Origin of the sequence: Micromonospora mirobrigensis (assembly GCF_900091555.1) — a bacterium.
GTDB lineage: Bacteria > Actinomycetota > Actinomycetes > Mycobacteriales > Micromonosporaceae > Micromonospora > Micromonospora mirobrigensis.
Map to the genome: position 1 here is coordinate 36,841 of NZ_FMCX01000011.1, position 24,574 is coordinate 61,414.

27 protein-coding genes are annotated in these 24,574 nt (G+C 73.8%); 17 read left to right on the plus strand and 10 right to left on the minus strand.

Annotated features, from left to right (window positions below; all coding sequences use genetic code 11):
- Positions 1–19: 19 nt before the first annotated feature.
- On the minus strand, positions 20–889 hold the full coding sequence (locus tag GA0070564_RS26360; protein ID WP_091614910.1) for a hypothetical protein: 870 nt from the start codon (positions 887–889) through the stop codon (positions 20–22).
- Positions 890–1,036: 147 nt separating this feature from the next.
- Positions 1,037–1,819 (minus strand): enoyl-CoA hydratase-related protein, encoded by a 783-nt coding sequence (locus GA0070564_RS26365; RefSeq protein ID WP_091614914.1) that lies wholly within the window; start codon positions 1,817–1,819, stop codon positions 1,037–1,039.
- 19 nt (positions 1,820–1,838) lie between these two features.
- Between GA0070564_RS26365 and hemW the strand changes: the two genes are divergently transcribed.
- The gene (hemW, locus tag GA0070564_RS26370) at positions 1,839–3,062 is read left to right on the plus strand and encodes a radical SAM family heme chaperone HemW (RefSeq protein WP_176730850.1); all 1,224 of its coding nucleotides are present in this window, start codon (positions 1,839–1,841) and stop codon (positions 3,060–3,062) included.
- Positions 3,063–3,104: 42 nt separating this feature from the next.
- On the opposite strand, the gene GA0070564_RS26375 is transcribed toward hemW, so the two are convergent.
- On the minus strand, positions 3,105–3,722 hold the full coding sequence (locus GA0070564_RS26375) for a DUF4870 domain-containing protein (protein WP_091614925.1): 618 nt from the start codon (positions 3,720–3,722) through the stop codon (positions 3,105–3,107).
- Between the two features lie 225 nt (positions 3,723–3,947).
- Here GA0070564_RS26375 and hrcA point away from each other — a divergent pair, with 225 nt between their 5' ends.
- The 3 genes from hrcA to GA0070564_RS26390 all read left to right on the plus strand — a co-directional run bounded on the left by hrcA (position 3,948) and on the right by GA0070564_RS26390 (position 6,928).
- Positions 3,948–4,970 carry a heat-inducible transcriptional repressor HrcA gene (hrcA, locus tag GA0070564_RS26380; RefSeq protein ID WP_091614928.1) on the plus strand — a complete coding sequence of 341 codons (1,023 nt, stop codon included), beginning with the start codon at positions 3,948–3,950 and terminating at the stop codon, positions 4,968–4,970.
- Between the two features lie 76 nt (positions 4,971–5,046).
- Entirely contained in the window at positions 5,047–6,192 is a 1,146-nt protein-coding gene (gene dnaJ, locus GA0070564_RS26385; RefSeq protein WP_176730851.1) for a molecular chaperone DnaJ, read from the plus strand.
- Between the two features lies 1 nt (position 6,193).
- The gene (locus tag GA0070564_RS26390) at positions 6,194–6,928 is read left to right on the plus strand and encodes a 16S rRNA (uracil(1498)-N(3))-methyltransferase (protein WP_091614934.1); all 735 of its coding nucleotides are present in this window, start codon (positions 6,194–6,196) and stop codon (positions 6,926–6,928) included.
- 15 nt (positions 6,929–6,943) lie between these two features.
- Here the strand turns inward: GA0070564_RS26390 and ppk2 are convergent, their stop codons facing one another.
- Positions 6,944–7,855, minus strand: coding sequence for a polyphosphate kinase 2 (gene ppk2, locus GA0070564_RS26395; protein ID WP_091614939.1), 912 nt, complete (start codon positions 7,853–7,855; stop codon positions 6,944–6,946).
- Positions 7,856–7,920: 65 nt separating this feature from the next.
- Positions 7,921–8,682, minus strand: a complete 762-nt coding sequence (locus GA0070564_RS26400) for an SDR family NAD(P)-dependent oxidoreductase (protein WP_091614943.1) — start codon at positions 8,680–8,682, stop codon at positions 7,921–7,923.
- Positions 8,683–8,775: 93 nt separating this feature from the next.
- Here GA0070564_RS26400 and GA0070564_RS26405 point away from each other — a divergent pair, with 93 nt between their 5' ends.
- The 8 genes from GA0070564_RS26405 (at position 8,776) to GA0070564_RS26440 (ending at position 16,493) form a co-directional block, all read left to right on the plus strand.
- On the plus strand, positions 8,776–9,126 hold the full coding sequence (locus tag GA0070564_RS26405) for a histidine triad nucleotide-binding protein (RefSeq protein ID WP_091614946.1): 351 nt from the start codon (positions 8,776–8,778) through the stop codon (positions 9,124–9,126).
- A 127-nt stretch (positions 9,127–9,253) separates the two neighbouring features.
- Positions 9,254–10,600 carry a serine hydrolase domain-containing protein gene (locus GA0070564_RS26410; protein WP_425412546.1) on the plus strand — a complete coding sequence of 449 codons (1,347 nt, stop codon included), beginning with the start codon at positions 9,254–9,256 and terminating at the stop codon, positions 10,598–10,600.
- A 135-nt stretch (positions 10,601–10,735) separates the two neighbouring features.
- A complete protein-coding gene (locus GA0070564_RS26415; RefSeq protein ID WP_091614952.1) occupies positions 10,736–11,791 on the plus strand; it encodes a PhoH family protein in 1,056 nt (351 codons plus the stop codon).
- A gap of 19 nt (positions 11,792–11,810) precedes the next feature.
- The gene (gene ybeY / locus GA0070564_RS26420) at positions 11,811–12,284 is read left to right on the plus strand and encodes an rRNA maturation RNase YbeY (protein WP_091614955.1); all 474 of its coding nucleotides are present in this window, start codon (positions 11,811–11,813) and stop codon (positions 12,282–12,284) included.
- Positions 12,260–13,675, plus strand: a complete 1,416-nt coding sequence (locus GA0070564_RS26425; protein WP_091614958.1) for a hemolysin family protein — start codon at positions 12,260–12,262, stop codon at positions 13,673–13,675. The genes ybeY and GA0070564_RS26425 overlap by 25 nt, the downstream gene beginning before the upstream one ends.
- Positions 13,668–14,054, plus strand: a complete 387-nt coding sequence (locus tag GA0070564_RS26430; RefSeq protein WP_088972703.1) for a cytidine deaminase — start codon at positions 13,668–13,670, stop codon at positions 14,052–14,054. The genes GA0070564_RS26425 and GA0070564_RS26430 overlap by 8 nt, the downstream gene beginning before the upstream one ends.
- Positions 14,051–14,956 (plus strand): GTPase Era, encoded by a 906-nt coding sequence (era, locus tag GA0070564_RS26435; protein ID WP_091614962.1) that lies wholly within the window; start codon positions 14,051–14,053, stop codon positions 14,954–14,956. The genes GA0070564_RS26430 and era overlap by 4 nt, the downstream gene beginning before the upstream one ends.
- 403 nt (positions 14,957–15,359) lie before the next feature.
- Positions 15,360–16,493, plus strand: coding sequence for an acyltransferase family protein (locus GA0070564_RS26440; RefSeq protein WP_091614965.1), 1,134 nt, complete (start codon positions 15,360–15,362; stop codon positions 16,491–16,493).
- On the opposite strand, the gene GA0070564_RS26445 is transcribed toward GA0070564_RS26440, so the two are convergent.
- Positions 16,480–17,256 carry a DUF4097 family beta strand repeat-containing protein gene (locus GA0070564_RS26445; RefSeq protein WP_091614968.1) on the minus strand — a complete coding sequence of 259 codons (777 nt, stop codon included), beginning with the start codon at positions 17,254–17,256 and terminating at the stop codon, positions 16,480–16,482. The two genes, GA0070564_RS26440 and GA0070564_RS26445, sit on opposite strands and share 14 nt — an antisense overlap.
- Before the next feature lie 101 nt (positions 17,257–17,357).
- Between GA0070564_RS26445 and recO the strand changes: the two genes are divergently transcribed.
- The 5 genes from recO to GA0070564_RS26470 all read left to right on the plus strand — a co-directional run bounded on the left by recO (position 17,358) and on the right by GA0070564_RS26470 (position 20,378).
- Positions 17,358–18,224 (plus strand): DNA repair protein RecO, encoded by an 867-nt coding sequence (recO, locus tag GA0070564_RS26450; RefSeq protein ID WP_245670279.1) that lies wholly within the window; start codon positions 17,358–17,360, stop codon positions 18,222–18,224.
- Between the two features lie 8 nt (positions 18,225–18,232).
- Positions 18,233–19,045 (plus strand): isoprenyl transferase, encoded by an 813-nt coding sequence (locus GA0070564_RS26455; RefSeq protein WP_091615192.1) that lies wholly within the window; start codon positions 18,233–18,235, stop codon positions 19,043–19,045.
- Between the two features lie 59 nt (positions 19,046–19,104).
- On the plus strand, positions 19,105–19,290 hold the full coding sequence (locus tag GA0070564_RS26460; RefSeq protein WP_091614971.1) for a hypothetical protein: 186 nt from the start codon (positions 19,105–19,107) through the stop codon (positions 19,288–19,290).
- Between the two features lie 102 nt (positions 19,291–19,392).
- On the plus strand, positions 19,393–19,614 hold the full coding sequence (locus tag GA0070564_RS26465; RefSeq protein ID WP_091614974.1) for a thioredoxin reductase: 222 nt from the start codon (positions 19,393–19,395) through the stop codon (positions 19,612–19,614).
- Positions 19,611–20,378 carry a pirin family protein gene (locus tag GA0070564_RS26470; RefSeq protein WP_091614978.1) on the plus strand — a complete coding sequence of 256 codons (768 nt, stop codon included), beginning with the start codon at positions 19,611–19,613 and terminating at the stop codon, positions 20,376–20,378. The genes GA0070564_RS26465 and GA0070564_RS26470 overlap by 4 nt, the downstream gene beginning before the upstream one ends.
- Before the next feature lie 7 nt (positions 20,379–20,385).
- On the opposite strand, the gene gndA is transcribed toward GA0070564_RS26470, so the two are convergent.
- The 4 genes from gndA to GA0070564_RS26490 form a co-directional block, all read right to left on the minus strand.
- Positions 20,386–21,828 carry an NADP-dependent phosphogluconate dehydrogenase gene (gene gndA / locus GA0070564_RS26475; RefSeq protein ID WP_091614982.1) on the minus strand — a complete coding sequence of 481 codons (1,443 nt, stop codon included), beginning with the start codon at positions 21,826–21,828 and terminating at the stop codon, positions 20,386–20,388.
- 162 nt (positions 21,829–21,990) lie between these two features.
- Positions 21,991–22,287 carry an MTH1187 family thiamine-binding protein gene (locus GA0070564_RS26480; protein ID WP_091614987.1) on the minus strand — a complete coding sequence of 99 codons (297 nt, stop codon included), beginning with the start codon at positions 22,285–22,287 and terminating at the stop codon, positions 21,991–21,993.
- Between the two features lie 28 nt (positions 22,288–22,315).
- Positions 22,316–23,116 carry an energy-coupling factor transporter transmembrane component T family protein gene (locus GA0070564_RS26485; RefSeq protein ID WP_091614990.1) on the minus strand — a complete coding sequence of 267 codons (801 nt, stop codon included), beginning with the start codon at positions 23,114–23,116 and terminating at the stop codon, positions 22,316–22,318.
- Positions 23,113–24,531: an ABC transporter ATP-binding protein gene (locus GA0070564_RS26490; RefSeq protein ID WP_091614992.1), complete on the minus strand. Its 1,419-nt coding sequence runs from the start codon at positions 24,529–24,531 to the stop codon at positions 23,113–23,115. The genes GA0070564_RS26485 and GA0070564_RS26490 overlap by 4 nt, the downstream gene beginning before the upstream one ends.
- Positions 24,532–24,574: the final 43 nt, after the last annotated feature.

The following is a 24,574-nucleotide window of genomic DNA, read 5'->3' on the forward strand; positions in this document are numbered from 1 at the left end:
TCACCGCGCCGCGGTCGGGTCAGGCGTCGGCGAAGACCTCGGCGAGCACCCGCGCGTCGTCCGGCCGGTCGTCGGTGATCTTGTTCCACTTGCCGGCGGTCGCGGTCCACTCCAGGTCGCCGAAGCGCACCCGCTTCACCCCGTGGTCGTGGGCGTGCGAGACCAGCCAGTGCGCGTACCGCCAGCCGTCACGCAGGTCGGGGGCGGGGACGGCGAGGCCGGTCAGGTCGGTGGCGGCGGCGGAGCTGCCCAGGCCGAGCCCCCAGTCCAGGGTGAGCCCCTGGGTCAGCGCCACGGCCGCGGCCTGGCCGCGCATCGTCGGGTACGGCCCGACCGCGCAGGCCACCGCGCCGGTCGCCTCGCCGAGCAGGGCCCGGGTCAGCACCTGCGACTCGTCGGACCACTTCTCGTACGCCTCGGGGAAGGCCGAGCGCTGCACCGCCTGCGCGGCGTCGGTGACCCGCATCCGCTCCCAGCCGCGCACCCTGCCCAGCGCCGTGTAGAACCGCTTGGCGGCGTACCTCGGGTCGCGGATCTGCGTCGGGGTGCCCCAGCCCTGGCTGGGTCGCTGCTGGAACAGGCCGACCGAGTCCCGGTCGCCGCCGGCGAGGTTGCGCAGCCCGGACTCCTGGTACGCGGCGGCCAGCGCGACCACCACCGCCCGCTCGGGCAGCCGCTGCTGGGTGCCGATCGCCGCGATCGTCGCCGCGTTGGCCATCTGGTCGCCGTCCAGCACGACCCGACCGTCGGCCTGTACGGTGCACGACCGGTCCGCGACGGGAAGGCGCAGGTTGTCGACCACGTGACGGGCGACGACCCAGACCCCGACGACGGCGACGACGACCAGAGCCACGCCGGCCGCCACGATTGCCCGAGTTCGCACCCGCACCTCCCGTTCACCAGTTCGACAAGAGTACGTCTCCAAAACCACCGTTCGGGTCGTCCGACCGGCCGAGCCGCTCGCCGTGACCGACCGGTCGCACTGTGTGTCCGCGCCGTCGGGCTGGGGAGTTCCCCCGGCCGACGGCGGAGAAACTCACTCGGCGGGCACCCAGGCCGCGGGGCGCTTCTCCCGGAAGGCCAGCACCCCCTCCATGCCCTCCTCGGACAGGAAGTAGCCGGTGGAGCGGGCGGCCAGGTCGGCGATCTCGGCCCGCAGGTCGGTGGCGGCCGGCCGGCGCAGCAGCTCCTTCGCCCCGGCCAGCGCCCTCGGGGCGCCCCGGACCAGCGACGCGCAGTACCGCGCCACCGCCTCGTCCAGTTCGGCGGCCGGCACGGCGGCGGTGACCAGGCCGACCTCGGCGGCCCGCCGGCCGTCGAAGGTGTCCCCGGTCAGATAGAGCTCGGCGGCGGCGCGCGGGTGCAGCCGGGGCAGCACGGTGGCGGAGATGACCGCCGGGATCACCCCGATCCGGACCTCGGTGAAGGCGAAGGTGGCCTCCTGCGCGCAGACCGCCAGGTCGGCCGCCGCGATCAGGCCCAGCCCGCCGGCCCGCGCCGGGCCGGCCACCCGGGCCAGCACCGGCTTCGGGCACTCCCGGACCGCGGCGAGCACGTCGCCCAGCTTCCCGGCCGGGACGGTGCCCGAGGCGTACGCGGCGGCGGTCTCCCTGAGGTCCGCGCCGGAGCAGAAGACCGGCCCGGTGTGGTCCAGCACGATCACCCGGACCGTGTCGTCGGCCACCGCGGCGGTCAGCCCGTCCAGCAGCTGGGTCATCAGCGGGGTGGAGAGCGCGTTGCGGTTGTGCGGGCTGTCCAGGGTGAGGGTGGTCACCCCGCGGGCCGTGGAGACCCGCACGAGCGCGTCGGAGGAGGTCATGCCGGGCACACTAGTGGCCATGCCCGGCGCTCTTCCAGAAGGCGAATCCGTCCCCGTGGACGGGTCGCTGCCCGCCACCGCCACCCGTGCCGTCGGCGCGCGTGGTTTCGGCGTCTACGTCCACGTGCCCTTCTGCGCCAGTCGCTGCGGCTACTGCGACTTCAACACGTACACCTCGGCGGAGCTGGGCGGTGGCGCCGACCGCGAGTCGTACGCCGACACCGTGCTCGCCGAGCTGGCGCTGGCCGCCCGGGTGCTGGGCGACACCCCGCCGCCGCGGGTGGACACCGTCTTCGTCGGCGGCGGCACGCCGACCCTGCTCCCCGCCGACGACCTGGCCCGGATCCTCGACGGCATCGACCGCACCTGGGGGCTGGCCGCCGACGCCGAGGTGACCACCGAGGCCAACCCCGAGTCGGTCACGCGTGAGTCGCTGAAGACCCTGCGGGCGGCCGGCTACACCCGGATCTCGCTGGGCATGCAGTCCGCCGCCCCCGGTGTGCTGGCGATCCTCGACCGCAGGCACAGCGCCGGCCGGGCCACCGCCGCCGCCCTGGAGGCCCGGGACGCCGGCTTCGACCACGTGAACCTGGACCTGATTTACGGCACGCCGGGGGAGAGCGCCGACGACTTCGCCACCTCCCTGGACCAGGTGGTCGCGGCCGGGGTGGACCACGTCAGCGCGTACGCCCTGATCGTGGAGGACGGGACCCGGCTGGCCGCCCGGATGCGCCGTGGCGAGCTGCCGTACCCCTCGGACGACGTGGCGGCGGACCGTTACCTGGCCGCGGAGGCGGCGCTGCACGCGGCCGGTTTCTCCTGGTACGAGGTCTCCAACTGGGCCCGCTCGGAGGCGGCCCGGTGCCGGCACAACCTGCTCTACTGGACCGGGGCGCACTGGTGGGGCCTCGGCCCGGGGGCGCACAGCCACGTCGGCGGGGTGCGCTGGTGGAACGTCAAGCACCCCACCGCGTACGCGAAGCGGCTCGCCGCCGGCGAGTCGCCCGGCCTGGCCCGCGAGGTGCTGACCCCGGACGAGGCGCACATGGAGGACGTGATGCTGCGCCTGCGGTTGGCCTCCGGCCTGCCGCTTGCCGCGCTGGACGACGCGGGCCGGGCCGGCGCCGAACGGGCCCGGGCGGCCGGCCTGCTGGACGCCGACCGGTACGCCGGCGGGCAGGCCGTGCTCACCCTGCGCGGCCGGCTGCTGGCCGACGCGGTGGTCCGCGACCTGCTGCCCTGAGCCGGCGGGGCCCCGGTCACCGCCGGGGCGCCCGCCGTCGACTCACTTCACCAGGCGGATCGACATCGGGTAGCGGTAGAGCTGCCCCTCCCCGGCCTTGATCCCGGCGATCACGCCGAAGATCACCCCGACCAGCCAGGGGCCGCCGAGCAGGAAGAACAGCACGCTGCCCAGGCCGAGGGTGACCACCGTGCCGCAGCACAGCACGATCGACAGGGCGACCGACGCGCCCAGCCAGGTGAGCTGGAAGTTGAGCGCCTCCACGGCGTGCGCCCGGACGGTCGGGGACTGCGCCCCACGGCCCATCATGGCGATCAGCGGCGGTAGGAAACCCAGCCAGGCGGTGAAGAAGGTCGCGGCGGCGCCGCCCCAGTGGGCGACCAGCGCCCAGGTCTTGTCCTCGGCGTTGGCGTAGCCGGTCGGCGGCCCGTACGCCCCACCGGTCGGATAGCCGACGCCCGGCGGGGGGTGACCGCCCGGCGGCGGGTAGCCACCGGCGGGCGGGGGATAGCCGCCGGCCGTGGGCTGCCCGGGGGCCCCGGACAGCGGTGCGGTGGGCTCGTCGCCGGCCGGCGGGCCGAACGGGGCCGAGGGCGGGATCGGTTCCGGCTGGTACGGGCCGGGTTCCCCCGATCCCGGTGGGCGAGGTGGCTCAGTCATGGACGTCACGGTAGGTGCTGTCGACAAGGGGGCACCAGGGGACACTGGTCGGCGTCGGCGCGCCGATCGGCCAGCCGTCGACCCGCGGCGGGCGGACGCCGGCCCGTCGTGATCATCGCGTCGGCGGGGGTGCCGACGTAGACTGGCACTCGCTACAGTCGAGTGCCAGGATGCTCGCCCCGGTCGCGCCGCAGGCCCCGGGCGGGCGCGCGAGGAGGTGGGGAGATGGGTCTCGACGACCGCAAGCTCGCCGTGCTGCGCGCGATCGTCGAGGACTACGTCGCCACGCAGGAGCCGGTCGGCAGCAAGGCGCTGGTCGAGCGGCACCAACTGGGCGTCTCGCCGGCCACCGTGCGCAACGACATGGCGGTGCTGGAGGAGGAGGGCTACATCCGGCAGCCGCACACCAGCGCCGGCCGGGTGCCCACCGACCGCGGCTACCGGCTCTTCGTCGACCGGCTCTCCCGGGTCAAGCCGCTCAGCCCGGCCGAACGCCGGGCCATCGAGCGGTTCCTGGTCGGCGCGGTCGACCTGGACGACGTGGTGCACCGCACGGTCCGGCTGCTGGCCCAGCTCACCCGCCAGGTGGCCGTGGTGCAGTACCCGTCGCTGGCCCGCTCCAAGGTGCGCCACCTGGAGCTGGTGCCGATCTCCACCACCCGGCTGATGGTGGTCATGATCGCCGACACCGGCCGGGTCGAGCAGCGATTGGTCGAGCTGCCTGGCCCGATCCCCGCCGAGGACGTCACCGACCTGCGCCGGCTGGTAAACGAGAAGCTGGTCGGCAGCCCGCTGACCGACACCCCGCCGCTGGTGCAGGCGCTGGTCGACGAGGCCACCCCGCAGCTGCGCGGCGCCATGACCACCCTCTCCACGGTGCTGCTGGAGACCCTCGTCGAACGGCACGAGGAGCGCATCGCGCTGGCCGGCACCGCCAACCTCACCCGGGGCGGCCTGCTCGACTTCCAGGGCTCGCTGCGACCCATCCTCGAGGCGCTGGAGGAGGAGGTGGTGATGCTCAAGCTCATCGGCGAGGCCGAGTCGACCACCACCCGGGTGCTGATCGGCGACGAGAACGAGATCGACAACCTGCGGGCCGCCTCGGTGGTCAGCACCGGATACGGCCCGGGGGCGACCGCGCTCGGCGGGCTCGGCGTGTTGGGGCCGACCCGGATGGACTACCCCGGCACCATCGCCACGGTGAGGGCCGTGGCACGCTACGTGGGCGAGCTGCTGGCCCAGAACTGATCACCGACGCCGGGCCGGTGGGCGGCTCCGGCCGACGACCGCGCAACGCGACACGAACATGAGGACACCGAACCCAGTGGCCAGGGACTACTACGGCATTCTCGGCGTGAGCCGGGAAGCCTCCGACGACGAGATCAAGCGCGCCTACCGCAAGCTGGCGCGGCAGTTCCACCCGGACGTCAATCCGGACCCGGAGGCACAGGAGAAGTTCAAGGACATCAACGCCGCGTACGAGGTCCTCTCGGACGACCGGAAACGGCAGATCGTCGACCTCGGTGGCGACCCGCTCGCCCCGGGCGGCGGGGGCGCCGGCGGTCCGGGTGGCCCGGGCGGAGCCGGCCCGTTCGTCGGCTTCCAGGACATCATGGACGCCTTCTTCGGCGGCGCCGCCGGCGGCGCCCGGGGGCCGCGTCCGCGTACCCGGCCGGGGGCCGACGCGATCCTGCGGCTGGAGCTGGACCTGCACGAGACGGCGTTCGGCGTCGAGGCGCCGATCACCGTCGACACGGCGGTGCTCTGCACCACCTGCTCCGGCGCCGGCACGGCGGCCGGCACGCACCTGGCCACCTGCGAGGCGTGCGGCGGCCGGGGCGAGGTCCAGTCGGTGCAGCGCACCTTCCTCGGCCAGGTGGTCTCGGCCCGCCCGTGCACCGTCTGCCAGGGCTACGGCACCACCATCCCGCACCCCTGCCCGACCTGCGCCGGGGACGGCCGGGTCCGGACCCGCCGGTCGCTGACCGTCAAGATCCCGGCCGGGGTCGAGGACGGCATGCGGATCCGGCTGGCCCAGCAGGGCGAGGTGGGCCCGGGCGGCGGCACCGCCGGTGACCTCTACGTCGAGATCCACGAGCGCCCGCACGACGTCTACTCCCGCAAGGGCGACGACCTGCACTGCCGGGTGACCGTGCCGATGACGGCCGCGGCGCTCGGCACCCGGCTGACCATCAAGACCCTGGACAGCGAGGAGCCGGTCGACGTCAAGCCCGGCACCCAGCCGGGCAGCACGCTGCGGCTGCGCGCGCGGGGCGTGCCGCACCTGCGCGGCACCGGCCGGGGTGACCTCTACGTCCACCTGGACGTGCGCACCCCCACCAAGCTCGACGCCGACCAGGAGAAGATGCTCCGCGACTTCGCCAAGACCCGCGGCGAGGAGGTCGCCGAGCTGACCAAGCAGGGCGGCTTCTTCTCCCGGATGCGCGACGCCTTCAACGGGCACGCCTGAGGTGTCGGCGCCGCTGTTCCTGGTCGAGGCGCTGCCCACCGCCGACACGCTGACCCTGGACGGCCCGGAGGGGCACCACGCGGCCACCGTCGCGCGACTGCGGGTCGGCGAGGAGCTGCTGCTCGCCGACGGGCGGGGCGGCACGGCCGCCGCCGAGGTCACCGCCGTCGGCCGGGGCGCCCTCGACCTGCGGGTCACCTCCCGGGGGTACGTCGACGCGTCCGTCCCCCGGGTCGTGGTGGTGCAGGGCATCGCCAAGGGGGACCGGGGCGAGCTGGCCGTGCAGGCGATGACCGAGGTCGGGGTGGACGAGATCGTGCCCTGGGCGGCGTCCCGCTCGGTGGTGCAGTGGCGCGGCGAGCGGGGCGTACGGGCCCGGGACAAGTGGGCCGCGACCGCCCGGGAGGCTGCCAAGCAGGCCCGCCGGGCGTGGCTGCCGGTGGTGGCCGGGACGCCCGACGAGTCCACCACCACGGTGGTACGCCGGCTGGCCGGGTCCGCCGCGGCGTTCGTGCTGCACGAGGAGGCCGAGGAGCGGCTGACCGCCGTCGAGCTGCCCGACGCCGGGGAGATCACGCTGGTGGTCGGCCCGGAGGGCGGCATCGCGCCGGCCGAACTCTCGGCCTTCCGCGAGGCCGGCGCCCGGCCCGTCCGGCTCGGCCCGTCGGTGCTGCGCACCTCCACCGCCGGCGTCGCCGCCCTCAGCGTGCTGGCCACCCGCCTGCGCCGCTGGTGACCTGCCCACCCGGCCTCAGGGGCGGGGGAAGACGGGGACGGGTCGCTCCTCGGGGTCCAGGTCCAGGCCGGCGGGGCCGACGATCAGCGGGTCCGGGGCGCCGACCACCTCCGGGTCCTTGCCGGCGTACGGGAAGCGGTGCAGCACGTGCCGCATCGCCTCCAGCCGGGCCCGCTTCTTGTCGTTGCTCTTCACCACCGTCCACGGCGCGTCGGCCGTGTCGGTCCAGAAGAACATCGCCTCCTTCGCCTCGGTGTAGTCGTCCCACCGGTCCAGCGAGGCCAGGTCCATCGGGGAGAGCTTCCACTGGCGTACCGGGTCGACCTGCCGGACGGCGAACCGGGTGCGCTGCTCGTTGCGGGACACCGAGAACCAGAACTTGACCAGCCGGACACCGGAGCGGACCAGCATCCGCTCCAGGTCCGGGGCCTGCCGCAGGAACTCCAGATATTCGGTACGCGAGCAGAAGCCCATCACCCGCTCCACGCCGGCCCGGTTGTACCAGGACCGGTCGAAGAGCACGATCTCACCGGCCGCCGGCAGGTGCGCCAGCCACCGCTGGAAGTACCACTGGGTCGACTCCCGCTCGTTCGGCTTGACCAGGGCGACGACCTTCGCGCCGCGCGGGTTCAGGTGCTCCATGAAGCGCTTGATCGTGCCGCCCTTGCCGGCCGCGTCCCGCCCCTCGAAGATGATCACCAGCCGCTCGCCGGACTCCTTCACCCAGTCCTGAAGCTTGAGCAGCTCGATCTGGAGCAGCCGCTTGGTCTGGTCGTACTCCTCCCGGGTCAGCCGGCGGTCGTACGGGTAGTCCTCGCGCCAGGTGTCGACCGGGCTGCCGTCGGGGCGCAACAGCACCGGGTCGTCGTCGTGCCCGTCGTCGACCCGGTAGTCGGCGGTGAGGTCCAGCGGCGCGGTCTCCGTCATGCCGGTGACCCTTACCCCCGATCGGGCGTCCCTCCCGGCGACGGCCCTGACAGTTCGCCGAGCGTTCAGCTGCGCAGGTAGGAGGCGCCGTTGAGGTCCACGATGGTCCCGGACGCCCACTCCGCCTGCGGGCTGGCCAGCCAGTGCACGGCCGCGGCGATCTCGTCCGGGCGGGCCACCCGGTTGAACGGCGACTGCGCCCGGATCGCGGCGCCCCGCTCACCGGCCAGGTGGGTCGTGGTCATGTCCGTCTCGACGAAGCCGGGCGCGACGGTCGCCACCGCGATCCCGTACGGCGCCAGCGCCAGCGCCAGCGACTGGCCGAGCGCGTTCAGGCCGGCCTTGCTCGCCCCGTACGCGGGCTGCTCCGGCTCGCCCCGGAAGGCGCCCCGGGACGACACGTTGACGATCCGGCCGCCCCGCTCCCGCATGTGCTGGGCGGCGCACCAGGTGACGTTCGCGGCGCCGGTCAGGTTGGTCTCCACGACCAGCCGCCACTGCTCCCGCCACTGCTCGTAGGTGTTGCCGAAGACCGGGTGCGGCAGTTCCCGCGGGCCGTACACGCCGGCGTTGTTGACCAGCACGTCCAGTCCGCCCAGCGCCTGCGCCGCCGCGTCCACCATGGCCCGTACGCCGTCGGCGTCGGCCAGGTCGGCGCGGACCACGACGTGCCCCTCGCCGGGCAGTTCGGCCCGCAGCTTCTCGGCCAGCTCCGCCGAGTCCCGGTGGTGGATCGCCACCCGGTCCCCGCCCGCCGCGAACGCCCGCGCCACTGCCGCGCCGATGCCGCGCGAGGCCCCCGTCACCAGTACCGCCCGTCCCGCCATGGCCGCCATCCTGCCGGAGGCGTCACTGGTGTTAACAGGGGGCCCTTCCTATACACCAGGCGTTAAAAGGGGGCCCTTCCTTACACTGCCCGGATGGGAACCGACTGCCTGTTCTGCCGGATCGTCGCCGGGGAGATCCCGGCCACCGTCGTGCGGGAGACCGACCGCACCCTCGCCTTCCGGGACGTCGACCCGAAGGCGCCCGTCCACCTGCTGGTGATCCCCAAGGAGCACTACGCCGACGTGGCGACGCTCGCCCTGGACGACCCGGGGCTGGCCGGTGAGCTGCTGGCCACCGCCGCGATGGTCGCCGAGGAGGAGGGGCTGGACGCCGACGGCTTCCGGCTGATGTTCAACACCGGGGCGCACGGCGGCCAGGAGGTCTTCCACGTCCACGCCCACCTGCTCGGTGGCGCCCCGCTGGGACCGATGGTCTGCCGCTGAGGCGTAAGCAGGGGCCCCTTCTTAACGCCTCCGGTATAGCAGGGGCCCCCTATTAACGGGCGTGTGTCAACAAGGGGGCCCTCCTTACACTGCAGTCGTGATCGAGGTGAACGAACGACTGGACCGGATGGTGCACCGGGTCCAGGCCGACGCCCGGGTGCCCGCCCTCGCGGCGGCCCTGCACCGGGCCGACCGCCCGCTCTGGAGCTGCGCGGTGGGCGACACCGGCAACGGCACCCCGCTGGACGCCGACACCGTGTTCCGGATCGGCTCGGTCACCAAGACCTTCACGGCGGTGCTCGTGCTCCAGTGCCGCGACGACGGGCTGCTCGACCTGGACGACCCGATCGGCCGGCACCTGGACCTGCCCGGGCACGGCGAGCTGCCGGTGCGCCGGCTGTTGTCGCACACCTCCGGCCTGCAGCGCGAGCCGCACGGCGACGTCTGGGACAGCCTGCGCGCCCCGGACGCCGACCAGCTCCTCGCCGACCTGGCCCGGGTGGAGCGGGTGCTGCCGCCGGCCCGCCGCTACCACTACTCCAACCTGGGCATGGCGCTGCTCGGGGCGCTGGTCGGCCGGCTGCGCGGCGGGACCTGGGCGGAGGTGCTGACCGACCGGGTGCTCCGCCCGCTCGGGCTCACCGGCACCGCCGCCCGGCCGGGGGAGCGGGCCGCGACCGGGTTCCTGGTCGACGCGTACTCCGACGAGGCCCACCCGGAGCCACCCACCGACTTCGGCGCGGTCGGGCCCGCCGCGCAGCTCTGGAGCACCGCCCCGGACATGGCCCGGTGGGCGGCGTTCCTGGCCGACCCGGCGGGGCTGGACCCGGCCGGCGCGGTGCTGGCCCCGGCCACCGTCGACGAGATGCGCTGGCCGCTCACGGTGACCGACGAGACGGCCTGGGGCACCGGCTTCGGCCTCGGGTTGATCCTGGTGCCGCAGGGCGCCCGGGTGACCCACGTCGGCCACGACGGGGCGATGCCGGGCTTCCTGGCCGCCGTCTACGGCCGGCGGGGCGGCGACGGCACGGCCGGGGCGATGGGCGCCGCGGTGCTCGCCTCCTCCGGCACCGCCGCGGAGATCTTCGACCTGCCGCACCGGCTGCTCGCCGCGGCGGCCGAGCACGACCCGGCGGAGATCACCCCCTGGCGGCCGGGTCCGCCCGCGCCGGAGCAGCTGCGCGGCATGCTGGGCCGCTGGTGGGGCGAGGGTTTCGAGTACGTCTTCTCCTGGCACGACGGCACCCTGCGGGCCCGCGGCGCGGACGACCCGGTCGGCAAGCCGCCGGCGGTCTTTGCCCCGCTGCCGGAGCGGCCCGACGTGTTCCGCACCGTCTCCGGGCGCGAGGTCGGCGAGCTGCTCCGGCTCACCCGCGACGAGCGGGGCGTGGTGGTCCGGATGCACTGGGCGACCTACCGGTTCACCCGGGCCCAGGAGACCTTCGACGGGTACGACTTCCGTGCCGGTGGCTGACCCGCGGGCGGGGGAATTGGAGAAGGTGCGTCCGGTGTTGACCCGATACGATGGGAGCAACGTCCGTCCGCCGCGCCAGCTGGGCCCGGCACCGAGATCGAGAGCAGGTGGCGCAGGGCCCGACGGGCCCGAACTATGACCGGCACCCCACCTCCCGGCCCGCCCCGCGTGCAGACCAGGATCACGGTCCCCGACCCGAAGATCATGGTCAACCTCCTCGGCGCGGGTGACGAGATCCTGCGACTCGTCGAACGCTCGGTCGTCAGTGACGTCCACGTCCGCGGCAACGAGATCACCATCACCGGTGCGCCCGCGGACAACGCCCTCGCCGAGCGGCTCTTCAGTGAGCTGATCGAACTCATCGAGAAAGGCGAGACCCTGACCACTGACGCGGTGCGGCGCACCGTCGGCATGCTCGAACAGGGCACCGCCGAGCGGCCCGCCGAGGTCCTGACGCTCAACATCCTCTCCCGGCGCGGGCGCACCATCCGTCCCAAGACCCTCGGGCAGAAGAAGTACGTCGACTCGATCGACGCGAACACCATCGTCTTCGGCATCGGCCCCGCCGGCACCGGCAAGACCTACCTGGCCATGGCGAAGGCCGTCCAGGCGCTCCAGGCCAAGCAGGTCAACCGGATCATCCTGACCCGGCCGGCGGTCGAGGCGGGGGAGCGGCTGGGCTTCCTGCCGGGCACCCTCAACGAGAAGATCGACCCCTACCTGCGGCCGCTCTACGACGCGCTGCACGACATGCTCGACCCGGAGACCATCCCCAAGCTGATGGCCGCCGGCACCATCGAGGTGGCGCCGCTGGCGTACATGCGGGGCAGGACCCTGAACGACGCGTTCATCATTCTGGACGAGGCGCAGAACACCACGCCCGAGCAGATGAAGATGTTCCTCACCCGGCTGGGCTTCGGTTCCAAGATCGTGGTGACCGGTGACGTCACCCAGGTGGACCTTCCCGGCGGGACCAGCAGCGGCCTGCGGGTCGTTCGGGAGATCCTGGGCAACGTCGAGGACGTGCACTTCGCCCAGCTCTCCAGCTCGGACGTGGTCCGCCACCGGCTGGTCGGCGAGATCGTCGACGCGTACGCCCGCTGGGACGAGCGGGAGAACCAGCAGGCGCAGGGCGTGCACGCCGTGCCCGGGCGGACCGCCCAGGGCGGCCGGGCCGGCCGGCGCCGTTAATTCCACCAGAGGAAGACAGTTGTCCATCGAGATCGCCAACGAGTCCGGTGTCGAGGTCGACACCGACGCCGTGCTCGCCGTGGCCCGGCACGCGCTCGACGAGATGGGGGTCAACCCCCTCGCCGAGCTCTCCGTGCTGCTGGTCGACGTCGGCTACATGACCGAGCTGAACCACCGCTGGATGGGTGGTGACGGCCCGACCGACGTGCTCGCCTTCCCCATGGACGAGGGCAGCGTCGACCACGGGCCGGGTGAGGCCGCCTCCGCCGGTGGCGAGCCGGCCCTGCTCGGCGACATCGTGCTCTGCCCGGAGGTGGCGGCCAGGCAGGCGGCCACCGCCGGTCACTCCGCCGCGGACGAGCTGCACCTGCTCACCGTGCACGGGGTGCTGCACCTGCTCGGCTACGACCACGCCGAGCCGGAGGAGGAGCGCGAGATGTTCGGGCTCCAGGCCAAACTGCTGGCCAGTTGGCGGTCGACCCGGTCCCGGTGATGTCCTCCCCGACACTCGCGGCCGGCGCGGCCGCCGGCCTTCCCGACCTGCAACTGATCTTCTTCGCGGCCGGCCTGGTGGTCCTCGCCGGCCTGCTCGCGATGACCGAGGCGGCGCTGGCCGCGGTCTCCCCGGCCCGGGCCGCCGAGCTGACCCGGGACGGCGCGCGCGGCGCGCGCGCCCTCCAGGTGGTCGCCGGTGACGTGGTCCGCCACCTCAACCTGCTGCTGCTGTTGCGGCTGCTGGCCGAGCTGACCGCGACCACGCTGGTCGCGCTGGTCGCGGTGGACAGCTTCGGCGCCGGCTGGCGGGCCGCGCTGGTCACCGCCGGCGCGATGACCGTGGTCAGCTTCGTCGTGGTCGGTGTGGCGCCGCGCACCATCGGCCGGCAGCACGCGTACGCGGTGGGCCGGGCGGTGGCGCCGCTGGTGCGCTGGCTGGGCCGGGCACTCAACCCGCTGGCCTCGCTGTTGATCCTGATCGGCAACGCGGTCACCCCGGGCAAGGGGTTCCGGGAGGGGCCGTTCGCCAGCCAGATCGAGCTGCGGGAGCTGGTCGACCTGGCCGAGCAGCGCGGCGTGGTCGAGCACGGCGAGCGGCAGATGATCCACTCGGTCTTCGCGCTGGGCGACACCATCGCCCGTGAGGTGATGGTGCCGCGTACCGAGATGGTGTGGATAGAGGAGGGCAAGACCCTCTCCCAGGCGTTGGCGCTCTTCCTGCGCTCCGGGTTCTCCCGGATCCCGGTGATCGGCGAGAGCGTCGACGACGTGCTGGGCGTGCTCTATCTCAAGGACCTGATCCGGCGTACCCGGGGCGGCGATCCGCGCGCCCACCAGACGCCGGTGTCGGAGCTGATGCGTCCGGCGACCTTCGTGCCCGAGTCGAAGCCGGTCGACGACCTGCTGTCGGAGATGCAGGCCGCCCGCAACCACCTGGTGATCGTCGTCGACGAGTACGGCGGCACCGGTGGCCTGGTCACCATCGAGGACATCCTGGAGGAGATCGTCGGGGAGATCACCGACGAGTACGATGTCGAACGCCCGCCGGTGGAGCACCTGCCCGACGGCTCCGTCCGGGTCACCGCGCGCCTGCCGGTGGAGAACCTCGGCGAGCTGTTCGACACCGAGCTGCCCACCGACGAGGTGGAGACGGTCGGTGGCCTGCTGGCCCAGTCGCTCGGTCGGGTCCCGATCCCCGGGGCCGAGGCCGAGGTGGCGGGGCTCCGGCTGATCGCCGAGGGCACCACCGGCCGGCGCAACCGGATCGACTCGGTGCTGGTCAGCCGGGCCGAGTCGACCGAGGGGCAGGACGCCCCGGGGCGCGGCGAGCACGCCGAGTCCCGCAACCACCCGAACCGATCCGAGGAGAGGCTGCCCGCCGATGCCTGAGTCCGCTGCCGTACCTGCCGCCCGGCCCACCCCGTCCGACCCGGCCGAGCTGAGCGCCGAGGACGGCAAGCTGGTCGTCCTGGCCCGGGGTGCGCGCGGCCGGGTGGCCGCCGTGGAGGGCGCGGCCGTCCGTGACCAGGACGGCCGGACGTACGCGGCGGCCAGCGTCTCGCTGCCGTCGCTGACGCTGACCGCGTTGCAGCTCGCCGTGGCCTCGGCGGTCGCCGCCGGGGCGAGCCGGCTGGAGGCGGCCGTGGTGGTCACCGAGGCTTCGACGCTGGACGGGGCGGGGCACGCGGCGGTCCGTGACCTGGCCGCCGACGCGCCGATCCACGTGGCGGCGCCGGACGGCACGGTCCTCGGCACGGTGGTCGAGTGACCGGCGCAGCTCAGCCCCAGGAACGCCCGTACCGGGCGGGTTTCGCCTGTTTCGTCGGTCGGCCGAACGCCGGCAAGTCGACGTTGACCAACGCCATCGTCGGGCAGAAGATCGCCATCACCTCGAACAAGCCGCAGACCACCCGGCACGTGATCCGGGCGGTGCTGCACCGTCCCGAGTCGCAGCTGGTGCTGGTCGACACCCCCGGACTGCACCGCCCCCGTACGCTGCTCGGCGAGCGGCTGAACGACCTGGTCCGCTCCACCTGGAGCGAGGTCGACGTGATCGGGCTCTGCATCCCGGCCGACGAGCCGATCGGCCGCGGCGACCGGTTCATCACCGGCGAGCTGGCGGAGCTGAAGGCGACCGTCATCGCGGTGGTGACCAAGACCGACCTGGTGGACAAGAAGCGGCTGGCCGAGCAGTTGCTGGCGGTCAGCGAGCTGGGCGAGTTCGCGGACGTGGTGCCGGTGAGCGCGGTCTCCGGCCACCAGGTGGAGACCCTGGTCGAGGTGATGACCGGTTACCTGCCGCCGTCGCCGCAGCTCTATCCGGACGACATGCTCACCGACGACCCCGAGCAGGTGCTGGTCGCCGAGCTGATCCGGGAGGCCGCCCTGGAGGGGGTCCGGGACGAGCTGCCGCACTCCATCGCGGTGGTGGTCGAGGAGATGATCCCCGAGGGCCAGATCATCAAGATCTACGCTGACGTGTACGTCGAGCGGCCCAGCCAGAAGGCGATCGTGCTCGGTCACAAGGCGAGCCGGCTCAAGCACGTGGGCACGACCGCCCGCAAGCAGATCGAGGAGCTGCTGGGCAGCCGGGTCTACCTGGACCTGCACGTCCGGGTGGCCAAGGACTGGCAGCGCGACCCGAAGCAGCTGCGCAAGCTCGGCTTCTGACCGGCGCGGACCGGGCCGCGCCGGTCACGGCCGGCGCGGCCTGGACCGGCGCGAGTTGCGGCAGGTCGGTGCTTGTCTGCCGCGCTCAGGGCCGTCCCGCCGCATCGTTGCGTCCCTGGCCCTGCCTGCGTCGTCGCGCCCTGGTCCCGCGTCCCACCCCCACGCTTGGTGCTCGCCGCCGATCCCTGGGCCCCCGGCTCCGCTGAGTCGTTGACGCTCTCAAGTCTGTAGGCGCCGGAACGGCCTCCCCGGCTGGTTGCCCGCCGTGGCGCTCCGACCGACGATCCGGCCGATCTGGCATATGGGATGGTTCACTGTGCGGCGGCTCGGTTGGCCGTTTGTCGTCGCCGCGCCGGAGGGTAGGGAACGCCTCGCCCCCTGCCCCGGAGACAGATCCAGGCCGATGCGAAACCGATACTTGGACCTGCTGCGCTTCCTGGCGATCATCCGAGTGGTCGTCTACCACGTGACCGGCTACGCCGTGCTGACCCTGGTCTTCCCGGCCATGTCGGTCATGTTCGCGCTGGCCGGGTCGCTGATGGCGGCGTCGCTGGACCGGTCCGGCGTACGCGCGGTGGGGCGCCGGCTGCGCCGCCTGCTGCCGTCGCTCTGGGTGGTCGCGGCCGTCTTCGTGCCGGCGATGCTGCTCACCGGCCTGCCGTTCACCAGTCGGGTGCTGCTGTGGCTTTTCCCGGTGGCCGACCCGCCGGCCAACCACTGGGGGGCGCTCGCGCTGAGCGTCATCTGGTACCTACGGGACTACCTCTGGTTCGTGCTGGCCTCGCCGGTCGCGCTGTGGCTGTTCCGCCGAGCGCCGGTGCTCACCCTCGCCGCCCCGTACGCGCTGCTCGCCGCGATCGAGTTCGGCCTCCGCCCCGGGGCGCCGCTGGTGCTGCGCGAGTTCGGGCTCTACTTCGGCGCCTGGATGCTGGGCTTCGCCCACCACGACGGGCTGCTGCGCCGGCTGGCCAGCCGGGTGCTGGTGCCGGTGGTCCTGCTGGTGGGCGGTGCGGGCGGGGCGTGGATCCTCACCCACCGGGGCGTGCGCGGCTACGACCTCAACGACATCGACCTGGGCAACGCGCTCTGGTCCACCGCGTTCATCCTCGTGATGCTGGGCCGGGCACCGGCCGCCGCGGCCTGGGTCGACCGCAACGCGCTGTTCAGCCGGGCGGTCACGGCGGTCAACCGGCGTGCGCTGACCATCTACCTCTGGCACATGCCGTTCGTGATCGCCCTCACCCCGCTGGTCGACGTGGTGGGGATGTCCCGCACCGACCCGGTGGGCCTGGCGATCCGGGTGCTGCTGGTGTTCGCCCTGGTCGGGGTGGTCACCCTGCTGGTCGGCTGGGTGGAGGACGTCGCGGCCCGACGCCGTCCGGAGCTGGTGCCCGGCGGTCGGGCCGGGCGCGCCCCCGCGGCCGCGCCGACCAGCCCCGCGCCGGCCGGACCGGTCGCGCCGGTGCTCGTGGGGGCCCGGCCGCCCGCCCAGCGCAACGCCGAGGCCGCCGTCGTCGGACACCTCAGCGGGCGGTGAGCGTCACGTTGCCGCTGTCGGCGCTGACGTCCAGCAGCACGGTGGCCTTCGGGTCGTCGGTGAACCCGACCTGCTTGTCACCGGAGTCCGCCCGCGCCTGGACCCGGTAGGCGCCCGGCGGCACCAGCACCGACACGTCTCCGCTGGCGGCGTGGGCGCGGACCCCGGCCGGGGTGCTCACGTCGAGGGTGATGTTGCCCGAGTCGGCGTCGGCGTCGACCGGGCCGGCGAGCCGGGTGCCGGTGACGTTGCCGGAGTTGGCCCGCAGCCGGGTCGGTCCGGTCACGTCGGACACCTCGACGTTGCCCGAGTTGGCCTCGATCCGGACCGCTCCGGTGGCGCCGGCCACCCGCACGTCGCCGGAGCGGGCGGTGAACTGAACCGGGCCGGTGCCGGCCAGCTCGACGTTGCCCGAGGCGGTCTCGCCGCGTACCTCGACGCCCTTGGGGAGCGTGACGTCGTAGGAGACCGAGCAGCGCGGACCGCAGTCGGTGTCCAGCACCAGTGCGGCGCCGTCGACCCGCCAGGTCTGCCCCGGCTGGTCGCCCTGGTAGCGCAGGGTGCGCTTCACCCGTACCTGCCCGGCCGGGCCGGTGCCGTGCAGCACCACGTCGCCCGCGCCAGGCAGCACGGTGACCCGGTCGACGCGGGCGGACTCGGTGGTGTCGAAGTCGAGCCGGCGGGAGGCGATGGTGTCACACCCGGCGAGGAGGATCAGCAGGGCGACGGCGCCGGCCGCGTGGCGGGTGCGGGGAGAGGACATGGCAGCACGCTACGACCGCCAGGCCCGGGGGCACATCCGGGTTCCGCCGCCGGCGCACCCCGAACGGACCCTGATTCCGTACCCTGAGGGAGAATGACCGGATGGCCGGATACCGCCGTCAGCTCTACCGCGACGACGCGGTGGTGCTGCGCGTGCAGAAACTCGGCGAGTCCGACCGGATCATCACGCTGCTCACCCGCCGGCACGGCCGGCTGCGCGCGGTGGCCCGTGGGGTACGCCGCACCACCAGCAAGTTCGGCGCCCGGCTGGAGCCGTTCGGGCACGTGGACGTGCAGCTCGCCGGCGACCCGAAGGGCAACACCGGCAGCGCGCTGCACAGCGTCAGCCAGGTCGAGGGGATCGACCTCTACGGCAAGCGGTTCCTCGGCGACTATCCCCGCTACACGGCGGCCAGCGCGATCGCCGAGACCGCCGAGCGGCTCACCCCGGTCGAGCGGGAGCCGTCGCTGCGGCTGTTCCAGCTCACCCTCGGCGCGTTGAAGTCGCTGGCCCGCGGCGAGCACGCCACCACGCTGGTGCTCGACGCGTACCTGCTGCGCGGGATGGCCCTGGCCGGGTGGGCGCCGGCGCTGATCGCGTGCGCGGTCTGCGGCACGCCCGGGCGGCACCGGGCGTTCTCCGTGCCGGCCGGCGGCGCGGTCTGCCCGGACTGCCGGCCACCCGGCGCGGCCCACCCCGCGCCGGCCACCATCGACCTGATGTCCGCGCTGACCAGCGGCGACTGGGTGCTCGCCGACGCCACCGAGACCGGCGTACGCCGGGAGTGCAGCGGCCTGGTCGCGGCGCACCTGCAGTGGCACCTGGAACGCGCGCTACGCTCGCTGCCGCTGGTCGACCGGGGGGCCACCCCGACGGCCGGCCCGGTCCGCCAGGCCGGCGCCGGCGGGCTGCCGGGCCGGGTCGCCGAGGCCGGGGCAGTGGACGTGAGCAGGGAGATGACCGAGTGATCCGATCGATGAGGGCCGGCCGGCGTGAGCCGGTGCCGCCGACACCGCACCCGTCGGGCGCCCGGCCGCCGGCGCTGCCCGCCGAGGCGAAGCCGAAGCACGTGGCGGTGGTGATGGACGGCAACGGCCGGTGGGCCAAGGACCGCGGCCTGCCTCGCACCAAGGGCCACGAGGCGGGCGAGCACTCCCTCTTCGACACCATCGAGGGCGCGATCGAGCTCGGCATCCCCTATCTCTCGGCGTACGCGTTCTCCACCGAGAACTGGCGGCGCTCGCCGGAGGAGGTCCGCTTCCTGATGGGCTTCAACCGGGACGTCATCCGGCGTCGCCGGGACCAGCTCGTCGAGCTGGGCGTGCGGGTGGTCTGGTCGGGGCGGGCCGGGCGACTGTGGAAGAGCGTCATCTCCGAGTTGCAGACCGCGGAGGAGATGTCCCGCGGCAACTCCACGCTGACCCTCCAGTTCTGCGTGAACTACGGCGGCCAGGCGGAGATCGCCGACGCCGCCGCGGCCATCGCCCGGGACGTCGCGGCCGGGAGGCTGCACCCGGACAAGGTCACCGAGAAGACCATCGCGAAGTACCTCTACCACCCGGAGATCCCGGAGGTGGACCTCTTCCTGCGCCCCTCCGGCGAGGAACGGATCTCCAACTTCCTGCTCTGGCAGGCCGCGTACGCCGAACTGGTCTTCCTGGACACGCTCTGGCCGGACTTCGACCGCCGCCACCTCTGGTACGCCTGCGAGCTGTACGCGCAGCGCGACCGGCGCTTCGGCGGCGCGCTGCCGAACCCGGTGGCCCCGCAGGGCCCAGGTCACGCTTAGCCCGGGCCGGGGCTGGGTATCACCTTCTCAGCAGCAGACAAACGCGGAGGTGAACCCACATGATTCAGAAGCGCATCGCCCAGTGGGCGCTCATGGCGGTCGCCGTGCCGCTGGCGGCGGCCGGCGCACGCCGGCTCAGCAGCACGTTGGAGGCCAAGCGCGGCCCGTCCGGCGTGAGCCGACTGCTCAACCAGGGCGCGAACATGCTGCGCCCGCAGAAGGCCAAGCGTCGCCGGTTCTTCTGAGCCGGTAGGTTCGGCGCCGCACGTCCCCCGGATGTGCGGCGCCGTCGCGTTTCCACCACCCCTCGGGTACGCCGACAGTAGGGTCGGCCGCGGGGGTGCGCGATGGTGGAGCTGCGGTACAAAATGATCATGGCGTTGAACGCCGCCGACCTGGGCAGTCCGATCTGCGAGCAGGTCGCCGCGATCTGCGCCGAGATCGCCGAGCAGCACTGCGACGAGCTGGGACACACCCCGGTCGTCCGCTCCGGCGAGATCGCCGAACTGGCCAACGGCGAACCGGCGCTGGGCTGGGCGCCCACCGAGACCGGGCAGCGGGCCTGGTGACGGCCGTCGCCCCGGTGCCCGCGGTGGACGTCCGCCGGGCCACCGACCGATTCGCCACCCGGCTGTCCTGGCTGGACTCGAAGCACTCCTTCTCGTTCTCCCGGCACTACGACCCGGGCAACACCCACCACGGGCTGCTGCTGGTCAACAACGACGACGTGGTGCACCCCGGCACCGGCTTCGAGACCCACCCCCACGAGGACATGGAGATCGTCACCTGGGTGCTGCGCGGCTCGCTGGTCCACCAGGACTCCACCGGCCACTCCGGGGTGATCTATCCAGGGCTGGCCCAGCGGATGAGCGCCGGCACCGGCATCCTGCACTCGGAGAAGAACGACTCGTGGCGGCTGGAGAACACCGCCCCGCACACCGACCCCGTCCACTTCGTGCAGATGTGGGTGCTGCCCGACACCGAGGGGATCGACCCCGGCTACGAGCAGCTGGAGATCGGTGACGAGCTGCTCCGCGGCGGCCTGGTACCGGTCGCCTCCGGCATGGACCGCCACGCCGGCGACGCCGCCATCCGGATCCGCAACCGGTACGCGACGCTGCACGCCGCCCGGCTCGGCCCCGGCGACGAGGTGGTACTGCCCGACGCGCCGTTCCTGCACGTCTACGTCCCCGCCGGCGCGGTCGACCTGGAGGGCTCCGAGCGGCTCGACACCGGCGACGCCGCGCGGATCACCATGACCGGTGGCCAGCGGGTCACCGCCGCCGAGGCCGCCGAGATCCTGGTCTGGGAGATGCACGCCACCCTCGGCTGAGCCCCGGTCAGGCCTCCACCTCGGAGCGGTCACCCGCCCAGAGGGTGTGGAAGGAGCCCTCCCGGTCCACCCGGTGGTAGGTGTGCGCGCCGAAGTCGTCCCGCAGGCCCTGGATCAGAGCGGCCGGCAGCCGCTCGGCGCGCAGCGCGTCGAAGTACGCCAGCGACGAGGAGAAGGCCGGCGTCGGCACTCCGGCCCGGGCCGCGTCGGCCACCACCCGCCGCCAGCCCGGCACGCCGTCGGAGACCCGTTCGGCGAACCACGGCGCCACCAGCAGCGTGGTCAGCTCCGGCTCGGCGTCGTACGCCTCCCGGATCCGGTCCAGGAAACGGGCCCGGATGATGCAGCCACCCCGCCAGATGGTGGCGGTGCCGCCCAGGTCGATGTCCCAGTCGTACTCCCGGCTGCCGGCCCGGATGTGGTCGAAGCCCTGCGCGTACGCGACGATCTTGCTGGCCAGCAGCGCGCGTCGTACGTCCTCGACGAAGGTGTCCCGGTCGTCGACCTGCCACTTCTCGCCGGCGTCGCCGAAGGCGCGGCGGGCCTCGGCGCGCTGGTCGGCGTGCCCGGACAGTGACCGGGCGAAGGTCGCCTCGGCGATGCCGGTGATCGGGATGCCCAGGTCCAGCGCGCTCTGCACCGTCCAGCGACCGGTGCCCTTCTGCTCGGCCTGGTCGAGCACCACGTCCACGAACGGGCGGCCGGTCGCCGCGTCGGTGTGCGCCAGCACGTCCGCGGTGATCTCGATGAGGAAGGACTCCAGCTCCCCGCCGTTCCACTCCCGGAAGATGTCGGCGATCTCCGCCGGGCTCGCCGACAGGCCTGCCCGCAACAGGTCGTACGCCTCCGCGATGAGCTGCATGTCGGCGTACTCGATGCCGTTGTGGACCATCTTGACGAAGTGGCCGGCGCCGTCGGGGCCGATGTGCCGGCAGCACGGGGTGCCCTCCACCTGCGCGGCGATCTTCTCGAACATCGGGCCGAGCTTCTGGTAGGACTCGGCCGACCCGCCGGGCATGATGCTCGGGCCGAGCAGCGCGCCCTCCTCGCCGCCGGAGACGCCGGTGCCGACGAAGTGCAGCCCGTGCCCGCGCAGCGCCTCCTCGCGGCGGCGGGTGTCGGCGAAGTGCGCGTTGCCGCAGTCGACGACGATGTCCCCCTCCTCCAACAGCGGGACCAGCTCGTCGATCACCGCGTCGGTGGGGCCGCCCGCCTTGACCATCACGATCACCGCACGGGGACGCTCCAGCGAGGCGACGAAGTCCGCCATGGTCTCCGACGGCACGAAGGTGCCCTCGTCGCCGTGCTCGGCCACCAGACTGCGGGTGCGCTCGGGCGAACGGTTGTGCAGCGCGACCCGGAACCCGTTGCGAGCGAGGTTGCGGGCCAGGTTGCGGCCCATCACCGCCAGCCCGGTGACCCCGATCTGCGCCGTCGCCTGCTCTGCCATGCGTACCGCCACCCTTCGTCTTCGATGCCCGTCCTGCGACCGTATCGCGGCCGACGAGCCGCCGGGTCCGGTCGTCGACGGTGGGTGCACGGGCGGGCACGCAACGCCGCCCCCGGCACCGGCCCGTGCCTCGTCCGTTCGCGCGCCCGGCTCCCGGCCGGGTCAGCCCTGCGCCAGGCGGGCCTCCACGTGGGCGACCTTGGCGTGCATCGCGTCGGTGACCCCGGGCCGGACGTCCGCCTTGAGCACCAGGCTGACCCGGGGCGCCTGGGCGGCGACCGTGTCGACGGCCCGCTTGACCACCGCCATCACCTCGTCCCACTCGCCTTCGACGGTGGTGAACATGGCGTCGGTCCGGTTCGGCAGCCCGGACTCGCGGACCACCCGGACGGCGTCGGCGACCAGGTCACCGACGGACTCACCCACGCCGAGCGGGGTGATCGAGAACGCGATCAGCATGCCTCCGATCGTGCCAGGGATCCGGCGGTCAGCCGATCAGCGGGCGGAACGTCCCCAGCAGCACGCTGACCGTCAGCGCCGCCCCGGAAACCACGGCCGCCGAGGCGATCAGCGCCCAGTCGGCGAGCCCGAACCGCTGCCGGCGGGCCACGGTTCGCGGGACACCGGCGTCGAAGCCCCGCGCGTCCATCGCGACGGCCAGCCGGGTGCCCCGCCGGATCGCCCCGACCAGCAGCGCGAACGCGGTGGAGACGAAGAGCCGCAGCCTGGCCACCGGGTTGCGGCCGGCGTCCACCCCCCGGGCCCGGCGGGCCATGCTGATCATCTGCCACTCCTGCCCGAGCAGCGGCACCAGCCGGAACGCCGCCAGCGCGCCGATGGCGAACCGGGCCGGCGCCTTCGCGTTCTGGATCAGCGCGTCGGCCAGGTCGGTGGCGTCGGTGGTGGCGAAGACGATGATGCCGGGCAGCGCCACCGCCAGCAGCCGGAGCACCAGCCCGAGCGCGGTGACCAGCACCCCGGAGGTGACCAGGACCGGGCTGGCGTCGAGCAGCACCCGGCCGGAGCGGTCGGCGGCGAAGAGCACCAGGGTGACCAGCACGCCGACGGCGCTGGCCAGCAGCGGCCAGGCCCGCAGGGCCAGCAGCCGGTAGCGGACGCCGAACAACGGCAGCACGGCCAGCTCGACGGCGATGGCCAGCGCCGGGGCCACCGGGTCCAGGGTGGCGAGCAGGACGAACGAGAAGACCAGCGCGGCGGCCACCTTCGCCACCGGGTTGCGCCGGGCCAGCGGCGCGCCGGGCGCGGCGACCGGCTGGATGTCGATCACGGGCGGCGCTCCAGGGTGACGGTGCGGTCGGCCAGGGCGGCGACGAAGTCCGCGTCGTGGGTGACCGCGACGATGCCGTGTCCGGCGTCGCGCAGCCCGGCGAAGAGGTCGACCAGCTCCCGCCAGGTCCGCCGGTCCTGACCGAAGGTGGGTTCGTCGCAGATCAGCAGGCGGGGCGCGGTGGCCAGGGCGGTCGCCACGCTCAGCCGCCGCGCCTCGCCACCGGAGAGGGTGTACGGGTTCGCGCCGGCCAGCGCGGCCAGGCCGAGCCGTTCCAGCAGCTCGTCCACGGTCGCCCGGACGGCCGGTTCGGGCGTTCCGGTGCGGCGGGGGCCGAGGGCCAGTTCGTCGCGGACGGTGCCGGTGACGAACTGGTGCTCGGGATCCTGGAAGACCGAGCCGATCCGGCGGGCCAGGGCTGGCGCCCGCCAGCGGTGCGGGGGAGTGCGGGCGTCCCGGCCGGCCAGTTCGGCGCTGGCGGTGACCCGGCCGGCGCCGGGGCGGAGCAGGCCGCCCAGCAGCAGGGCGAGGGTGGACTTGCCGGCGCCGTTCGGGCCGAGGACGGCGAGCGCCTCGCCGGCGCGTACCGAAAGGTCGGTGGGGGCTAGCCGGGGTGGCAGGCCGAGCCGGTCGGCGGTGATCAGCAGGTCACCGGCCGGGCCGGCGGCGCGGCGCGGCGGTACGGGGTGGCCCGGCACCCAGACCCCCTCCGCGGCGAGCACGTCGCCGTGCGCGGCGAAGACCGCCTCGGGTGTGCCGTCGGCCCGCACCCCGCCGCCCGGTTCGACGACGACCACCCGGTCGACCAGCGGCAACGCCTCGGTGACCCGGTGTTCGACCAGGATCAGGGTGGTGTCGGCGTCGAGGGCTTCGGCGACGGCCCGGCGGACCTGGGCGGCGCCGGCCGGGTCGAGGTTGGCGGTGGGCTCGTCGAGCAGCAGCAGCTCGGGGCGCAGGGCGAGCGTCCCGGCCAGGGCGAGCCGCTGCTGCTCGCCGCCGGAGAGCGCGGCGGTGGGCCGGTCCCGCCGGTACGGGAAACCGACCCGGCGCAGCGCCTCGTCCACCCGGGGCCAGATCTCCTCGGCCGGTACGCCCCGGTTCTCCAGCCCGAACGCGACGTCGTCGCCGCAGCGGGCCATCACCAGTTGGCTCTCCGGGTCCTGGAAGACGATGCCGACCCGCTCCCGGGCCTTGCGCGGGTCGAGCCCGTCGATCTCGACGGTGCCCTCCTGCTCACCGGAGTCCTCCGGGAGCAGGCCGGCCAGCGCGGCGAGCAGCGTGCTCTTGCCGGCGCCGGACGGCCCGAGCAGCAGCACCCGCTCCCCGCGCTCGACGCGCAGGTCGAGCCCGCGTACCGCCCACCGCTTCCGCCCGGCGTGCCGCCACCCGAACCCCCGCAGCACCACGGAACCCACCGCTACACCCCCCTCCCGGAACACCCTGCCTCGTCGATCATGA

What these genes read in the sequence shown, in the direction of transcription:
- GA0070564_RS26365 (WP_091614914.1), bottom strand. Translation starts at nt 1,819, where the DNA reads ATGACCTCCTCCGACGCGCTCGTGCGGGTCTCCACGGCCCGCGGGGTG.
- hemW (WP_176730850.1), top strand. Translation starts at nt 1,839, where the DNA reads ATGCCCGGCGCTCTTCCAGAAGGCGAATCCGTCCCCGTGGACGGGTCG.
- GA0070564_RS26375 (WP_091614925.1), bottom strand. Translation starts at nt 3,722, where the DNA reads ATGACTGAGCCACCTCGCCCACCGGGATCGGGGGAACCCGGCCCGTAC.
- hrcA (WP_091614928.1), top strand. Translation starts at nt 3,948, where the DNA reads ATGGGTCTCGACGACCGCAAGCTCGCCGTGCTGCGCGCGATCGTCGAG.
- ppk2 (WP_091614939.1), bottom strand. Translation starts at nt 7,855, where the DNA reads ATGACGGAGACCGCGCCGCTGGACCTCACCGCCGACTACCGGGTCGAC.
- GA0070564_RS26400 (WP_091614943.1), bottom strand. Translation starts at nt 8,682, where the DNA reads ATGGCGGGACGGGCGGTACTGGTGACGGGGGCCTCGCGCGGCATCGGC.
- GA0070564_RS26405 (WP_091614946.1), top strand. Translation starts at nt 8,776, where the DNA reads ATGGGAACCGACTGCCTGTTCTGCCGGATCGTCGCCGGGGAGATCCCG.
- GA0070564_RS26410 (WP_425412546.1), top strand. Translation starts at nt 9,254, where the DNA reads ATGGTGCACCGGGTCCAGGCCGACGCCCGGGTGCCCGCCCTCGCGGCG.
- GA0070564_RS26415 (WP_091614952.1), top strand. Translation starts at nt 10,736, where the DNA reads ATGACCGGCACCCCACCTCCCGGCCCGCCCCGCGTGCAGACCAGGATC.
- GA0070564_RS26430 (WP_088972703.1), top strand. Translation starts at nt 13,668, where the DNA reads ATGCCTGAGTCCGCTGCCGTACCTGCCGCCCGGCCCACCCCGTCCGAC.
- GA0070564_RS26440 (WP_091614965.1), top strand. Translation starts at nt 15,360, where the DNA reads ATGCGAAACCGATACTTGGACCTGCTGCGCTTCCTGGCGATCATCCGA.
- GA0070564_RS26445 (WP_091614968.1), bottom strand. Translation starts at nt 17,256, where the DNA reads ATGTCCTCTCCCCGCACCCGCCACGCGGCCGGCGCCGTCGCCCTGCTG.
- recO (WP_245670279.1), top strand. Translation starts at nt 17,358, where the DNA reads ATGGCCGGATACCGCCGTCAGCTCTACCGCGACGACGCGGTGGTGCTG.
- GA0070564_RS26455 (WP_091615192.1), top strand. Translation starts at nt 18,233, where the DNA reads ATGAGGGCCGGCCGGCGTGAGCCGGTGCCGCCGACACCGCACCCGTCG.
- GA0070564_RS26460 (WP_091614971.1), top strand. Translation starts at nt 19,105, where the DNA reads ATGATTCAGAAGCGCATCGCCCAGTGGGCGCTCATGGCGGTCGCCGTG.
- GA0070564_RS26465 (WP_091614974.1), top strand. Translation starts at nt 19,393, where the DNA reads ATGGTGGAGCTGCGGTACAAAATGATCATGGCGTTGAACGCCGCCGAC.
- gndA (WP_091614982.1), bottom strand. Translation starts at nt 21,828, where the DNA reads ATGGCAGAGCAGGCGACGGCGCAGATCGGGGTCACCGGGCTGGCGGTG.
- GA0070564_RS26480 (WP_091614987.1), bottom strand. Translation starts at nt 22,287, where the DNA reads ATGCTGATCGCGTTCTCGATCACCCCGCTCGGCGTGGGTGAGTCCGTC.